The sequence below is a fragment of the Erwinia sp. V71 genome, assembly GCF_965644245.1.
Classification (GTDB): Bacteria; Pseudomonadota; Gammaproteobacteria; order Enterobacterales; family Enterobacteriaceae; genus Erwinia.
On the sequence record NZ_CBFFRK010000013.1, the window covers coordinates 17,588 to 33,458 of the forward strand.

The following is a 15,871-nucleotide window of genomic DNA, read 5'->3' on the forward strand; positions in this document are numbered from 1 at the left end:
TTTTCTCCTTTAAACATCATCCGGGCGCCACCCCGGTACAGTTGCTCAGCCCCAATGGCTGAAGCGGCAAAGTTAAAAGCGATACTCCATATTGGCCGTCAGGGTACGACCAGGGTAGAAGTTGTAGCCCATGGAAGTGGTGGTGCCGTCAAATTGGTCGGTCAGGTTGGCAAGGTACACGCCCACTTTGAACTGCTCGCTGAAATGGTAGTTAGCAAACAGGTCCACTTTGAAGGTTTTGGGCCAGAGCGACACTTCAAGCCAGCCATCGTTATCCGGCAATTCGTTCTGTGTTCTGTCAGTGCCTGAGTCCTGGACATCTTTTACGTACCAGTAAGCGGCGCGCTGTTTACCGCGATAATGCAATGTCGCGCCCATTTCCAGCTGGCCGCTGTACGGTGTCAGAGCGGCGGTAACGCTGCCGCGGATCGGTTCGATCAGGCTGGTCTCCATCCAGTTCCAGCCCGAATAGCACTGCGTGCCGCCGCTGCCCGTACGGGTATAGACGGTGTTGCCACTCGCATCTGTGGTTTTGTAATAGCTGTTACCGCTGGGGGATTTTACGCTGCACATTTTGTTGTCGTGACGAAGCGGCAGGGTCAGGTTACTGCGGATATAAAACAGCGGCTGTTGATAGGCGAGATTTAGCTCAAACCCCTGACGGATTACCGCTTCAAGGTTATTAACGTTGCCCACTGCGGAAGGGGTTGAACCCGCATCGCCTGAGATCACGTCATCTCTCATCCACATTGGGCCATAACCGATATAGTTGCGAATACGGTTGCGGTAGAAACCTACGCCAACGTTGACTTCATCTGAATCCGTGAGCCAGGCGTGGTGGTTGTAGTTCACTCCCAGCTGTAGCGAAACATTCTTTTCGGGTTTCAGGTCCGGGTTGGTCACAAATAACTGTCGCATCCAGGCACCAGAGGTATACATCTCGTTGCTGGTGGGTGCTCGCTCACTATAGCCGAGCGAAGCATAGGTGCTGAGTCCGGTGTCTGGCAGGGTATATTGCGTGCCGATATTGCCGGATTTCAGGTTAAAGTGATGTTGCTGGTTATCACTGACATAGCGCGAGTCGGTGCCTTGTGATGTATCGATTTTGAACGAGTCGGTATACTGCGCGGCGGTCTCTCTCGCCATGGCGATGGCTTGTGATGTTGAATAGCCCTGTGCGATATACATTCTTCTAAAGTAGGCTAAGGTGTATTTCGTGCCTTCATGTGAGACGTTGCCACTCATGAAGTTTGGCGAATAAATATCCATTTTCAGCCGCTGGAAGCCAACACCCGCGGTGAACTGCCATGGCGTATCGCCGTCAGTACTGAGGTTCAGAGCGATGCTCTGGCTGGTATCACGTGAATCGGTATCCCATTTCTGGGCGGTATAGTCTATCCCTCTGCTGGCGTTGATCTGCTTTAGCGCATCATCTTCGTTAAAACTGTCCACTTTTTTATCGGCGCGGCGCATTTCTACTCCGGCATCGAAACGCCAGTCACCCACCACCGGTAGCGAGAAATGGCTGGTGTTAGCCAGTTTTAAACCTGTGGACTGGATGTTGACGTCATAGTGCAGGGGCCAGCCTGAAGCATTAGAGCCTGCAATACCCGTCCAGCTTTGTTTGCGTTCCTGTTCTTCATGGTACAGCTGCACCTGAGGGTTAATCAGTTCGGAAAAGGCGGCATTGTATTTCAGGTTCACGACCTGGTTATCCAGTTTGGTATCTACCGACCAAAGCTGATCGGTCCATGCTGCATCTTCACTATCAACTGTTGATGCACGAATATAGGGTTGCAGATCCGTTTTATATTTCGCATGGCTGGCGGTGGCGAACAGTTCCAGGCTTTGCGCATATTCATCGTTGAAATAGTGGCGCAGCCGCAGTAACTGGGATTCGGTTTCACGCTCTGTGCCTTTTAATGCGCCTGATTTCGTCGCCTGCTGGAACCACGCTAACTGCTGTGGCGTCATCTGGCAGTTCTCGAGTCCGTCCCTTGTGCCGCCCGCGATCCCTCTGACGGCATAAGCACAATTACTTGTTGTCGGGAACTGATTACTGCCCGTCGCAAATAGCAGATTGGTGGCATGAAACTCATTCAGCATTGCGCCATCATTAAAATTGCTGCCGACTTTGTAAGCATCGTTCTTGCTGTGTGACGCGCCCAGCATCACCTCCCAGCTTTCATCTCGTCCGGCAAGGAACAGGGAGCCAGAGGGTTTCTGCCCGTTGGCATATTCGCTGAACCCGGTAGAGCCGCGCACCATTCCGCCCAGGCGCTGGCCGGGACGTAAAACGTCATCAAGGTCGAGGTAGCGGAAATCAACGGTACTGCCAAGGCCGCCGAGTGAACCGGTGCCGCTGCTGGTGCCGCGGCTGACATCCATCGATTGCAGGAATTGTGGTTCAACAAAAATGGAGCCGGTCTGGCCGATATCCGAGGTAAAAGCGTGAAAATTTTGCGTCACGCCTTCCAGCTGCTGAGTCACGCGGCCATGACCGGCGACGCCCTGTATACCGACCGACACGTCGGGGCGGGCATACAGGCTGTTCATCGAGGTGCCGGACACCTGGTCGATCACGTCACTCAGATGGCTGGCGCCACGCCGTTCAACATCTTCCTTGCTGGCACCGGTTTTATCATTACGCGGCGGTGGAGGCGGCGGCGGGGCGCTTTCTGTTACCGTCAGCGTGTCACTGGCGGTGGTGCTGGTGGCCGTGTCCTGAGTCTCATCCTGCCCTGTTTCGGCTGCCCATACCTGTCCACCTCCAGGCACCAGCATGATGATCAGCAATAATCTGGTCAGGTTGCGGGTTATCTGCTGGCTGCCGTGTTTTCGACCCCAAATCATGTCCGTATTAACCTTTTAAAATAAGCACAATGACATCGTGATGAGTACGGATATGAGCATGAGAGTGATAATGATAATTAGAATCATTTCGTTATTGTGGCGCTCGTATCCCGTTTAACGGTGGGTCAGTGTGGCTTCCCCTGTGTCATGCTGTGCTGGTGCACACGAGGTTGTGCGGGGGAAAAGGTCTCCACCGCGGGCACTGGCACACTGACCAGATTTTCTCCCGGAGGCTGGATGCTATGAGATGCGGAAAAAATCGGCTACCGCGTTTCAGACAAAAGTTGTCTATTACGGCAACATTTTCATATCACTATTTACGTTATGCTGACATAAAGCTGTGTGAACTGCCCGATACGGCTGTATGGCGGGCAGGTTGGGGAGCTATTTGGCTGGCGGGTGGCCATGCACCCAGCGCCTGGGGGAAACGCCAATCGTGTTGCGAAAGACCTTGCTAAAGTGGCTGACATTGGCAAAGCCGACGGCCTGAGCGGTATCGGTGACGCTGGCGCCGGAAGAGAGCATCGCCAGTGCCACATCAAGGCGGATACGCGTCAGCGATTCATGAACGGTGCTGCCATACAGGGCGTTAAAACCGGCCTGCAGGCGTTTCTCATTCAGTCCCACTGCCTGTGCCAGCGACTGGACGCTCCAGGGTTCCTGGTGGCGATCTTCCAGCATGGCGCGTGCCTGTAGCAGCCGTAAGCGATCTGAAGGAACGGCGCGCAGCGTCGAGGCGTTACCGCGTTCACGCGAGCACTGATCCAGTACTGCGGCAAGGGCTTCGCTGACTTTGGCGCACAGAAACACATTGCGCGCCTTGCTGTCGAGGTAGTGGCACTGACTCATTTCCGCGGCCAGGCGCTGCAGAGCACTGAACAGCGGCAGATGCGCCACGCAGGCATCCACATGCGGCATGCCGCCCGTCGTTGAGCGCATATATTTCAGCACATCGTCCATACTCAATCCGGTCATCCTGCCCAGCGCGGCGGGGGTCAGATTAATGTTGACCATGCGGAAGTCAGGGGCGGGCGACAGGATATTGCTGCCGGAGAGATGCTGCGCAGTGGCGCTAAGGATCACCGAGCCCGCGTTCAGCATAAACACATCACCGTGATCGATAGCCGACTCAATGCAGCCTTCCAGCAGAATGCTCATCGACAGTGACGGGCCGCCTTCGGCCTGAAACGACCAGCTGGTGTCAGGCTGGCCGCTCATACAGCAGATATTGACGCCTTCCAGCGGCTGGTCAAACCGCATAATGCGCGCCCAGCTTTCCGGTACGCCCTGCATTGCATTTTCTGTGATATTGGCGGGATCGTGCCGCGCCTCATGGTGCGGGTTCCCTGTTGTGCCTGCCATAGCATGAATTCCCCAGAAGTAAGCTCTTATTGTTAGCTGTGAGTAAAGCGGTGCGCGCAGTAAAGGCGTGGCATCCCTGTCCATGGCTGCGCTGAAGTTTTATTGATAATGATTACTATTCTTAATAATAGCAGCGCGAATCACCAAGACAAGTGTCTCTAAATCTGCACATTTTTTGGGTGTTTTGACCACAAACAGTGATGGTTTTATGCTTTCCAGCAGCATCTGGCGCTGATGCGATGATTTCTCGCGCTTTTTTGCTCAGGATGACGATAAGGCTGTCTTACGGAATGCGTTCTTTTCCACCCTCAGGCCAGCGCTGGCTCTGAAGCGAAAAAAGTGCGGCAGGGCTTGCTATCACAGGCGAATCAGTCCACAATAGCGACCTTTCCTGATGTCCTTTCAGGAAAGCGCTTTAAAAACAGATAGTTAGTGTTATTGCTTGTTCTGCTACGCTTTCACACGCTTCTTTTGTGTACGGTTGAATTATCCACAATGATAAATCACCCGCGCATGCCCGTATTTGCAGATTGACAAAATATTGTAAACAGAGTTATCCACAGGATAACCGTTGACTGCGTCCTTTGATCTGCACAGCATTTTTTTACATATCACAAGTAACCGCCTGAAAATAATAGAAAATATATTATTTCAATTTGTTATCTGGATCACTTGCCATGCCTGTGACAGTTGAATGACAACGACTTTTTATTTTTATGCACAGCATGTGGAAAAGGTTTTTTCGGCATAAGCTATGCCGTTTTTTGCTCAGGCGTCACGCGGTAGTCCTTTTTCGATAGCACGGACCAGCCTTTTCTGTTGCGAGGTCTGCACCTCAATGGCATGTTCGCTGCGTTTGCTCTGCTGCTGCGCCAGCGCCCAGTGAATATGTTCATCCAGCAGCGTATTCTCTCCCACGCGCGCCTCCAGCTGCGCCACGATTGCCGGGTCCCAGGGCGCATTGCCCATTGCCACGGCAACATTGCGTAACCAGCGCAAATGACCAATGCGGCGGATCGCCGAACCTTCCGTAATGCGCAGAAACTTCGCTTCATCCCAGGCAAAAAGTTCGCTCAGCGGCGGCGCATGTAATACGGCGCGTGGGCTAAAATCATCTTCGTCGGTCAGTTGGCCGTAACGATTCCATGGACAAATCAACTGGCAGTCATCACAGCCATAGATGCGGTTGCCAATCAGCGGACGGAACTCCTCGGGAATCGCGCCTTCCAGCTCAATGGTGAGATAGGAGATACAGCGCCGTGCATCCACCACATATGGCTCGACAATCGCTCCGGTAGGGCAGGTGGTGATGCAGGCCACGCAGCGGCCGCAGTTCTCTTCCTGCGGCTGGTCGACGGGCAGCGGAATATCGATCAGCAGTTCGCCAAGGAAGAACCAGGAACCGGCTTCGCGATTCAGAATCAGAGAGTGTTTACCGGTCCAGCCTAAGCCGGCTTTGGCGGCCAGCGGGCGTTCCAGCAGCGGCGCGGAGTCGACAAACGGGCGATACTGAGCATCACCACAATGCTCACGGATCATATCACCGAGTTTTTTCAGGTGATTGCGTAATACTTTGTGGTAATCACGGCCCAGTGCATAACGGCTAACATAGCCGAGCCGGGGATTTTTCAGCGTGCTGGCAAATGCCGCTTTGGCGGGCAGGTAGTTCATGCGTACGCTGATCACACGCAGGGTGCCGGGCAGCAGTTCATGGGGACGCGCGCGCATCATACCGTGGCGCGCCATCCAGTCCATTTCGCCGTGGTACTGTTTGTCCAGCCATGCCTGCAGGCGCGGTTCTTCCAGTGTTAAATCGGTATCGCAAATACCGACCTGCTGAAAACCGAGCGACAGTCCCCACTGTTTTATATCCTGAGCAAGCTGATGGAGATCGAGAGGGTGTGACATGACTGACCATAACCAAAGAGAAAACCACTGCAGTTTACCACACTCTGTCTGGCCCGCGCAGGCGATTGGCACGCTGGAACGCGCAGCGGCGGACAGCCTGGGCATCAGTCTGTATGAGCTGATGCAGCGTGCCGGCAGTGCCGCGTTTCACCGTATTCAGCAATGCTGGCCTGCGGCACGCCACTGGCTGATCCTGTGTGGCCACGGCAATAACGGCGGTGATGGCTATGTGGTGGCGCGGCTGGCGCAGGCGGCAGGTATCGAGGTGACGCTGCTGGCCTGTGAAGGCAGCGGTCCATTGCCGGAAGAAGCGCAGGCAGCGCGTGCGGCCTGGCTGGACGCGGGTGGGTTGATTCATGCCGCGGACGTGAGCTGGCCGGATAATGTCGATGTGATTGTCGATGCTTTGCTGGGCACCGGGCTTAATCGCCCGCCGAAAGCGCCTTACGATGACGTAATCCGCAAGGCGAACCAGCATGATGCGCCCGTTTTTGCCGTCGATATCCCGTCCGGTTTGCTGGCGAGCACCGGCACCACGCCGGGTGAGGTGATAAATGCCAGCGCAACGCTGACGTTTATTGCGCTGAAACCCGGATTGCTGACGGGCAAAGCACGCGAGTATACCGGCGCGTTGCACTGCGATGCGCTTGGACTCGATGCATGGCTGGCGGGGCAGAATCCACCCATGGCGCGTTACGATGCGCAATCGCTCTGCCACTGGCTGAAACCCCGCCGCGCGACGGCGCATAAAGGCGATCATGGCCGTTTGCTGGTGATTGGCGGCGACCACGGTACGGCAGGGGCGATTCGGCTTGCCGGCGAGGCCGCGCTGCGAGCAGGTGCCGGACTGGTGCGAGTGCTTACTCACCAGGAGAATATCGCGCCGCTGCTGACGGCCTGCCCGGAGCTGATGGTGCAGGCGCTCAGTCCCGCCACGCTGGAGGCCGGGCTGGAATGGGCGGATGTGGTGGTTATCGGGCCGGGGCTGGGTCAGGGCGAATGGGGTAAGAAGGCGCTGAAAAAAGTGGAAAACTGCCTGAAACCGATGCTTTGGGATGCGGATGCGCTTAACTTACTGGCAATCAGCCCGGAGAAGCGTCAGAATCGCATCATTACGCCACATCCCGGCGAAGCGGCGCGTCTGCTGAATGTGAAAACGGCGGACATTGAAAGTGACCGCTTACATGCAGCGCAACGCCTGGTCAGGCGCTATGGCGGGGTGGTGGTCTTAAAAGGGGCGGGTACGATTATTGCCAGCCAGCAAGGGGAGATGGCGTTTGCGGATGTCGGCAACGCCGGTATGGCGACGGGTGGCATGGGTGATGTGCTTTCCGGCATTATCGGCGCACTGTCAGCGCAAAAACTCTCGTTGTATGATGCAGCCTGCGCCGGATGTGTGGCGCATGGCGCAGCCGCTGATCACCAGGCTGCGCGTTATGGTACGCGTGGCATGCTGGCAAGCGATCTGTTTTCCGGGCTGCACCTGTTTGTTAATCCTGAGATGTCGAATACGAAAGCATGAATACCAGTGTTATCGCATTGCCCGATGAGGCAGCTACCCTTGAACTGGGGGCGCAACTGGCCCGTGTCTGCGACAGCGCGGCGGTGATCCATCTTTATGGCGATTTAGGGGCCGGGAAAACCACCTTTAGTCGCGGTTTCTTACAGGCATTAGGCCATCAGGGCAATGTGAAAAGCCCGACTTACACGCTGGTGGAACCCTATGCGCTGCCTGCGCACAACGTTTACCATTTTGACCTTTATCGCCTTGCCGACCCGGAAGAACTCGAATTTATGGGCATCCGCGATTACTTTGCGCAGGATGCCATCTGCCTGGTGGAGTGGCCGCAGCAGGGGGAAGGCGTACTGCCGCCGCCGGATTTAGCGCTGCACCTGCACTATCAGGGCACGGCACGCCAGGCGGAAATCTCCGCTCTGTCGGCGGCGGGTGAAGCCATGTTGCAGCAGTTTACCGCGGGCAGGGAACCCTCATGATGTTGCGCATCAAAGTCGCGTTAATCCTGACATGGTGTCTGGTTTCGTTCTCTTCCCTTGCCGCCAATTTATCGGATATTCAGGTCGCCAACGGCGACAACGAGGCGACGGTCTCGCTGAGCTTTAGTGGTCAGCCGGTCTATGGCTTCTTCCCGCTCAGCAATCCGAATCGGGTGGTGCTGGATATTCGAAAAAGCGGCGTGGTACAGGGATTACCGCTGAGCTTTAGCGGCGACAATATCGTTAAACGTATTCGCTCCAGCCAGCCGAAAGACAATCAGAGCATTCGCCTGGTGTTTGAACTGACGCAGCCAGCGAAAACACGTGTCGTGACACAGCGTAACGGTGAGAATTACAAGGTGGTGTTTACCATCAATGGCACCCAGACGGCGAAACGCAGCACGGCGTCGTCCGCACCGGTCAGCACGATTTCCCGCGCCAATCCGGTGACCTCGACGCCTGCCAGCAACCCGTTTAGCGGCGATAAAGTGACGGCGGTCACCAGCGGCAGCAGCCGTGTTGCGCCAGGACGCAGTAGCAGCGCTAACGATACGGTGATTGTGGCAATTGATGCCGGTCACGGTGGCCAGGACCCGGGCGCGATTGGTGGTGGCGGTCTGAAAGAGAAAAATGTCACTATCGCGATTGCCCGCAAGTTGCAGGCGCTGCTGAATGATGACCCGATGTTTAAAGGCGTGCTCACCCGTGATGGCGATTACTTTATTTCGGTGATGGGACGTTCGGACGTGGCGCGTAAGCAGAATGCCAATCTGCTGGTGTCGATTCACGCCGATGCCGCGCCAAACCGCAGCGCCTCGGGTGCCTCGGTATGGGTGTTGTCTAACCGTCGTGCCAACAGTGAGATGGCAAACTGGCTGGAGCAGCATGAAAAACAATCCGAACTGCTGGGCGGTGCGGGTGATTTGCTGGCGAACAGCCAGGCCGACCCTTATCTCAGCCAGGCGGTACTCGATCTGCAGTTCGGTCATTCGCAGCGTGTCGGTTACGATGTGGCGGTGAAGGTGATTGCTCAGCTGCAGCGGGTGGGGTCTCTGCATAAACGGCGTCCGGAACATGCCAGCCTTGGCGTGCTGCGTTCACCGGACATTCCTTCCCTGCTGGTGGAAACGGGCTTTATCAGTAATCCATCCGAAGAACGGCTACTGGGCAGCAGCGGTTACCAGCAGAAAATTGCCGAATCGATATACAAAGGGCTGCGCAGTTACTTCCAGGGGCATCCGCTACAGTCTGCCCCAAAGGAGGAAAACCGGCCACTGGAGTCCGCAGCGGCGGTTAGCGTAGAGTCAAACAGGACCGCGACAGCAACAGAGTACACCGGCGCAACCACGCGTCATGTGGTGAAACGCGGTGAGACATTATCCGGGATTGCTGCGCACTATGGCGTCAGTATGGCGACCATGCGCTCGCTGAACACTCTGAAGAAAGATGTCGTCTGGGTTGGACAGCGGTTAAAAGTGCCGGCGGGCAGCGCCAGTACGACGACGGCCAGCAGCCAGCCGCGCAAACATAAAGTGGTGCGCGGCGATTCGCTGACGGGCATTGCTGCCCGCTATGGCGTCAGTTCGCAGGCAATTATGCAGGCGAATAATATGAAGAGTTCCAATGTGATGCTGGGACAGACCTTAACCATTCCGGCATCCTGACGGTCGCGCTGATCCAACCGTCCCTTCCCCCGTGAACGGGGGAAGGCTGGCATGGCGTTGCTTGTTCCCCCACCCCAACCCTCCCCTATTTTATGAGGGGGAAGTCAGGACTTCATTAACGACGAGGATTAATCATGCCCATTCAGGTATTACCGCCTCAACTGGCCAACCAAATCGCGGCGGGTGAGGTGGTGGAACGTCCGGCATCGGTGGTCAAGGAGCTGGTGGAGAACAGCCTGGATGCGGGCGCGACGCGTATCGATATCGATATTGAGAAAGGTGGCGCGAAACTGATCCGCATCCGTGACAATGGCTGTGGCATCAATAAAGATGAGCTGGCGATGGCGCTGGCGCGTCATGCCACCAGTAAAATCACCTCGCTCGACGATCTGGAAGCGATAGTCAGCCTCGGCTTTCGTGGCGAGGCGCTGGCCAGTATCAGTTCCGTCTCTCGCCTGATGCTGACCTCGCGCACCGCCGAACAGCATGAAGCCTGGCAGGCCTATGCCGAGGGCCGCGAGATGGCGGTGACGGTCAAACCGGCTGCTCATCCGCCCGGCACTACGCTGGAAGTGCTGGATCTGTTTTATAACACCCCGGCGCGGCGCAAATTTATGCGTACCGAGAAAACCGAGTTCGCCCATATTGATGAAGTGGTGCGGCGTATCGCGCTGGCGCGTTTCGATGTGGCGATCTCGCTGACCCATAACGGTAAGCTGGTGCGTCAGTACCGTGGTGTCAATGAAAGCAGTCAGCAGGAGCGGCGGCTGGGCGCGATTTGTGGCAGCGCCTTTATCAGCCATGCGCTAAAAATTGAGTGGCAGCACGGCGATCTCACGCTGCGTGGCTGGGTGGCAGATCCGGCGGGCTCGCGCCAGATCAGCGAACTGCAGTATTGCTACGTTAATGGCCGTATGATGCGTGACCGGCTGATCAACCATGCTATCCGCCAGGCCTATCAGGATAAACTGGGGGCGGATAATCAGCCCGCTTACGTGCTCTATCTGGAAATTGATCCGCACCAGGTGGATGTCAATGTCCATCCGGCGAAGCATGAAGTGCGTTTTCACCAGTCACGGCTGGTGCATGATTTTATCTATCAGGGCGTACTCAGTGTGCTGCAGGAAAGCGGCGCGGAAACCCTGTCGTTCGGCGCTGCGGATGATGCGCCAGCCGAACGCTGGCAACCGGAAAACCGTCAGGCGGCTGGCGCGAACCATTTCGCCACACCGGCACCCGCGAAACCTGCCGCCAGCTGGCAACCGGAACCACGTAAGACGAGCGGGGACTCTGCACCTTCGCCATCCAGTGCTGGCAGAAGCAGCCACAGCGGTGGTGGTCAGGCAAACTGGCCGCGTCAGGAACCGGGTTATCAGAAACGGGAAGGTGCACTGTATCAGCAACTACTGAATACTCCGGAGCCGTCGCGCGCCCGTGAACCTGAGCGGACACCCGCGCCAGCACCGCAGAAAGCCGAGCCGTTAGACGCCCACAGCCAGAGTTTTGGCCGGGTGCTGACCGTGGTACGCGAGCAGTATGCGCTGATTGAACGCGGCGCCACGCTGGCGTTGCTGGCGTTGCCGGTGGCTGAACGCTGGGTGAAACAGGCGCAGCTCGACCCGGGTGAAGAAGGGCTGAAACCGCAGCCGTTATTAATCCCGGTGCGGCTGAAAATTGCCCAGCCGGAACGCGAAGCTGCAGGGCGTTTTAGCGCGTTACTGGCGCTTTTAGGTATCGACCTGCAGACTGACGCCCAGCATGTGACATTACGCGCGGTGCCTTTACCATTGCGCCAACAAAATTTACAAAACTTGATTCCAGAACTGTTAGGCTATCTCGCCCGGCAGCAGGATGTTGCGCCAGCGTCGATTGCACAGTGGCTGGCGCGCCACGCGGTGGCAGAACATCCGCACTGGAATCACTCGCAGGCGATTGCGCTGCTGGCGGAAGTTGAACGGCTTTGCCCGGCGCTGGTGAAATCGCCACCTTCTGGTTTAGTGCAACCGATTGAAATTGATACGGCGCTGAACGCCCTGAAGTATGAGTGAAGAAACAATGGCGGGCCGGACTAAGGCGATTTTTTTGATGGGGCCGACAGCTTCCGGTAAGACGGCGTTAGCGATTGAGCTGCGCAAACGTCTGCCGGTTGAGCTGATCAGCGTGGACTCCGCCCTGATTTACCGCGGCATGGATATTGGCACCGCCAAACCGTCCGCGGAGGAGTTAGCTCAGGCGCCTCATCGGCTGCTGGACATTCGCGATCCTGCGCAGGCTTATTCAGCCGCGGAGTTTCGCCGTGATGCTTTGGCAGAAATGGCGGAAATTAGCCGTGATGGCCGTATTCCGTTGCTTGTTGGTGGTACGATGCTCTATTACAAAGCGTTGCTGGAAGGGCTGTCGCCGTTGCCCTCGGCTGACCCTGCAGTGCGCGAGCGTATTGAGCAGATGGCGAGTGAACAGGGTTGGGATGCCTTACACCGCCAGTTATGTGAAATAGATCCCGTGGCCGGAAGTCGTATTCATCCGAATGATCCCCAGAGACTCTCGCGAGCACTGGAAGTTTTTTTTATTTCGGGTAAAACTTTAACGGAACTGACAAAAACAGCGGGCGAAGCTTTGCCTTACGAAGTGATACAGTTTGCTATCGCCCCTGCGAAACGCGACGTGTTACATGAACGTATAGCATTGCGTTTTAAGCAGATGTTGGCGTCAGGTTTTGAAGCGGAGGCTCGGGCACTGTTTGCACGAGGAGATTTGCATACGGACTTGCCTTCCATTCGCTGTGTCGGCTACCGCCAGATGTGGTCATATCTTGCTGGCGAAATCGATTACGACGAAATGGTTTATCGGGGAATTTGCGCGACCCGGCAGTTAGCTAAGCGCCAGATCACGTGGTTACGAGGCTGGGAAAATGTTCACTGGCTTGACAGCGAACAGCCAGAACTTGCCCGTGAAAACGTGTTACAGGTTCTTAGTGCGAAGCATGGGTGATTGTGTACAATTGGTGCGTTATCGTGCGCAAATTTTTACGCAGTATTTCAGAACCACAGGGTTCTTAAGTAATAAACAACAAGCATATAAGGAAAAGATAGAATGGCTAAGGGGCAATCATTGCAAGACCCGTTCCTGAACGCACTGCGTCGCGAACGTGTTCCGGTTTCGATTTATTTGGTAAATGGCATCAAGCTGCAGGGGCAGATTGAGTCTTTTGATCAGTTTGTGATTTTGCTGAAAAACACGGTAAGCCAGATGGTGTACAAGCACGCTATTTCCACCGTGGTTCCGTCCCGTCCGGTATCCCATCACAGCAACAGTGGCACCGGTGGCAGCAGCAACTATCACGGCGGCGGTAGCAGCGCGCCTTCTGCGCAGCAACAATCTGACGGTGAAAACGCTGAGTAAGCGCGTATCCCGTTATGCCTGGACGGGGAGTTCGTTATTCCCTGAGTTCCCCGTCCTGGTCCAGTTACTAATGAGAGGTCCTACGCTTGTTTGACCGTTACGATGCCGGTGAGCAGGCCGTCCTGGTTCACATCTATTTCTCGCAAGACAAAGATATGGAAGACCTGATGGAGTTTGAAACTCTGGTCTCTTCCGCGGGTGTCGAAGCGCTGCGTGTGGTGACAGGCAGCCGTAAAGCACCACATCCCAAATATTTTGTCGGTGAAGGAAAGGCAGTCGAAATCGCTGATGCGGTGAAAGCCAGCGGCGCATCGGTGGTGTTATTTGATCACGCCTTAACCCCGGCTCAGGAACGTAATCTTGAGCGTCTGTGTGAGTGTCGCGTGATCGACCGCACCGGTTTAATCCTGGATATTTTTGCCCAGCGCGCCCGCACCCATGAGGGTAAATTGCAGGTCGAGCTGGCACAGTTGCGCCACCTGGCAACACGCCTGGTACGCGGCTGGACCCACCTGGAGCGTCAGAAAGGCGGTATCGGCCTGCGTGGTCCAGGTGAAACTCAGCTGGAAACGGACCGCCGCCTGCTGCGTAACCGCATCAGCCAGATCCTGTCCCGCCTTGAACGCGTTGAGAAGCAGCGCGAGCAGGGACGACAGGCGCGCGCCAAGGCCGATGTGCCGACCGCGTCGCTGGTGGGCTATACCAACGCCGGTAAATCCACGCTGTTTAACTGTATTACCTCGGCGGATGTCTATGCTGCGGATCAGCTGTTCGCCACGCTGGACCCTACGCTGCGACGTCTGAATGTGCCTGATGTCGGGGAAGTGGTACTGGCGGATACGGTAGGTTTTATCCGCCATCTGCCACACGATCTGGTGGCGGCGTTTAAAGCGACGTTGCAGGAAACGCGCCAGGCAACGCTGTTGCTGCATGTGATTGACGCTGCGGATCTTCGCGTTGATGAAAATATTGAAGCGGTCGATGTGGTGCTCGAAGAGATCGACGCGAATGAGATCCCGACGCTATTAGTGATGAACAAAATCGATATGCTGGAGGGCTTTGAGCCGCGTATCGACCGCAACGATGAAAATCTGCCGATTCGGGTATGGCTCTCGGCGCAGACCGGTCTGGGTGTTGAATTGTTGCACCAGGCACTGACCGAACGCCTTGCCGGTGAAATCGCGCAGTACGATTTACGTCTGCCGCCGGAAGCGGGGCGCTTGCGCAGCCGTTTCTACCAGCTGCAGGCGATTGAGAAAGAGTGGAATGAAGAGGATGGCAGCGTCGGTTTACAGGTGCGCATGCCGGTTATTGACTGGCGTCGGCTGTGCAAGCAGGAGCCGGGGCTGGTGGATTACATTGTTTGATTGATTTTGCCTGAAACGCGTATCCCGGCAGGGATACCACCGCACACACAATTAATGGAGTATAAACATGGCGTGGAATCAGCCCGGGAATAACGGACAGGACCGCGACCCGTGGGGAAGCAGCAATAATCAAGGCGGCAACTCTGGGGGAAACAAAGGAGGTCGCGACAAAGGACCACCTGATCTTGATGATATCTTCCGTAAGCTCAGCAAGAAGCTGGGTGGACTGGGCGGTGGCAAGAGCAGCAGTGAGAATAGCGGTGGTCGATCGTCGGGCAATGGCGGACGACTGTTGTCGATTATGGCGGTGGCGGCTGTGGTGGTCTGGGCGGCCAGTGGTTTCTATACCATCAAAGAAGCCGAGCGCGGTGTGGTCACCCGTTTTGGTAAGTTCGACCATCTGGTCGAGCCCGGCCTGAACTGGAAGCCAACCTTTATCGATCAGGTGCGTGCGGTCAATGTCGAAGCGGTACGTGAGCTGGCGGCATCCGGTGTGATGCTGACCTCGGACGAAAACGTGGTGCGCGTTGAGATGAACGTGCAGTACCGCGTCACCAATCCGGAACGCTACCTGTTTGCCGTGACCAGTGCTGACGACAGCCTGCGCCAGGCAACCGACAGCGCGCTGCGCGGTGTGATTGGCCGTTCCACCATGGACCGTATTCTGACGGAAGGCCGTACCGTGGTGCGTAGCGATACCCAGCGTGAGCTGGAAGAGACCATTCGCCCGTACGACATGGGGATTACCCTGCTGGACGTTAACTTCCAGGCGGCACGTCCACCGGAAGAAGTGAAGGCAGCGTTTGATGATGCCATCGCTGCGCGTGAAAACCGCGAGCAGTATGTACGTGAAGCCGAAGCCTACGCCAACGAAGTGCAGCCACGTGCGAACGGTCAGGCACAGCGTATTCTGGAAGAAGCGCGTGCTTATAAAGCACGTGTGGTACTGGAAGCGCAGGGTGAAGTGGAACGCTTCGCTAAACTGCTGCCGGAGTATAAAGCCGCGCCGCAGATCACCCGCGAACGTCTGTATATCGAAACCATGGAGCGTGTGCTGAGCCACACCCGTAAAGTGCTGGTCAACGATAAAGGCAACAGCCTGATGGTGCTGCCGTTGGATCAGATTATGCGTGGTCAGACAGGTTCATCACAAAATAACAGTCAGGACAGCAGTAACAACAGCCTGTTGCGCCTGCCGCCAGCGTCGAACAGTAATGATCGCGCCAGCAGCAGTTCGTCGTTCAGTCCGGAAAACATCATGGATCAGCGTCGCGCTAATGCGCAGCGCAACGATACCCAGCGCGAAGGGAGAGAGTAAGC

At 56.2% G+C, this 15,871-nt stretch carries 11 protein-coding genes; 8 read left to right on the plus strand and 3 right to left on the minus strand.

What is annotated here, in order from left to right:
* Positions 1-72: 72 nt before the first annotated feature.
* From ACSZO1_RS05000 to queG, 3 genes are all read right to left on the minus strand, one after another.
* Positions 73-2,853 (minus strand): TonB-dependent receptor domain-containing protein, encoded by a 2,781-nt coding sequence (locus ACSZO1_RS05000; protein ID WP_437610135.1) that lies wholly within the window; start codon positions 2,851-2,853, stop codon positions 73-75.
* A gap of 384 nt (positions 2,854-3,237) precedes the next feature.
* Positions 3,238-4,215: a helix-turn-helix transcriptional regulator gene (locus ACSZO1_RS05005; RefSeq protein WP_437610137.1), complete on the minus strand. Its 978-nt coding sequence runs from the start codon at positions 4,213-4,215 to the stop codon at positions 3,238-3,240.
* Positions 4,216-4,983: 768 nt separating this feature from the next.
* Positions 4,984-6,123, minus strand: a complete 1,140-nt coding sequence (queG, locus tag ACSZO1_RS05010) for a tRNA epoxyqueuosine(34) reductase QueG (RefSeq protein WP_437610139.1) — start codon at positions 6,121-6,123, stop codon at positions 4,984-4,986.
* Here queG and nnr point away from each other — a divergent pair.
* The 8 genes from nnr to hflK all read left to right on the plus strand — a co-directional run bounded on the left by nnr (position 6,122) and on the right by hflK (position 15,869).
* The gene (gene nnr / locus ACSZO1_RS05015; protein ID WP_437610141.1) at positions 6,122-7,645 is read left to right on the plus strand and encodes a bifunctional ADP-dependent NAD(P)H-hydrate dehydratase/NAD(P)H-hydrate epimerase; all 1,524 of its coding nucleotides are present in this window, start codon (positions 6,122-6,124) and stop codon (positions 7,643-7,645) included. The two genes, queG and nnr, sit on opposite strands and share 2 nt — an antisense overlap.
* Positions 7,642-8,118 carry a tRNA (adenosine(37)-N6)-threonylcarbamoyltransferase complex ATPase subunit type 1 TsaE gene (gene tsaE, locus ACSZO1_RS05020; RefSeq protein WP_437610143.1) on the plus strand — a complete coding sequence of 159 codons (477 nt, stop codon included), beginning with the start codon at positions 7,642-7,644 and terminating at the stop codon, positions 8,116-8,118. The genes nnr and tsaE overlap by 4 nt, the downstream gene beginning before the upstream one ends.
* Entirely contained in the window at positions 8,115-9,782 is a 1,668-nt protein-coding gene (gene amiB / locus ACSZO1_RS05025) for an N-acetylmuramoyl-L-alanine amidase AmiB (RefSeq protein ID WP_437610145.1), read from the plus strand. The genes tsaE and amiB overlap by 4 nt, the downstream gene beginning before the upstream one ends.
* A gap of 134 nt (positions 9,783-9,916) precedes the next feature.
* The gene (gene mutL, locus ACSZO1_RS05030) at positions 9,917-11,830 is read left to right on the plus strand and encodes a DNA mismatch repair endonuclease MutL (RefSeq protein ID WP_437610147.1); all 1,914 of its coding nucleotides are present in this window, start codon (positions 9,917-9,919) and stop codon (positions 11,828-11,830) included.
* Positions 11,823-12,773 carry a tRNA (adenosine(37)-N6)-dimethylallyltransferase MiaA gene (miaA, locus tag ACSZO1_RS05035; RefSeq protein ID WP_437610149.1) on the plus strand — a complete coding sequence of 317 codons (951 nt, stop codon included), beginning with the start codon at positions 11,823-11,825 and terminating at the stop codon, positions 12,771-12,773. The genes mutL and miaA overlap by 8 nt, the downstream gene beginning before the upstream one ends.
* Before the next feature lie 102 nt (positions 12,774-12,875).
* Positions 12,876-13,184 carry an RNA chaperone Hfq gene (gene hfq / locus ACSZO1_RS05040; RefSeq protein ID WP_437610151.1) on the plus strand — a complete coding sequence of 103 codons (309 nt, stop codon included), beginning with the start codon at positions 12,876-12,878 and terminating at the stop codon, positions 13,182-13,184.
* 86 nt (positions 13,185-13,270) lie between these two features.
* Positions 13,271-14,551, plus strand: a complete 1,281-nt coding sequence (hflX, locus tag ACSZO1_RS05045; RefSeq protein ID WP_437610153.1) for a ribosome rescue GTPase HflX — start codon at positions 13,271-13,273, stop codon at positions 14,549-14,551.
* A gap of 67 nt (positions 14,552-14,618) precedes the next feature.
* Positions 14,619-15,869 (plus strand): FtsH protease activity modulator HflK, encoded by a 1,251-nt coding sequence (gene hflK / locus ACSZO1_RS05050; RefSeq protein ID WP_437610155.1) that lies wholly within the window; start codon positions 14,619-14,621, stop codon positions 15,867-15,869.
* Positions 15,870-15,871 lie beyond the last annotated feature (2 nt).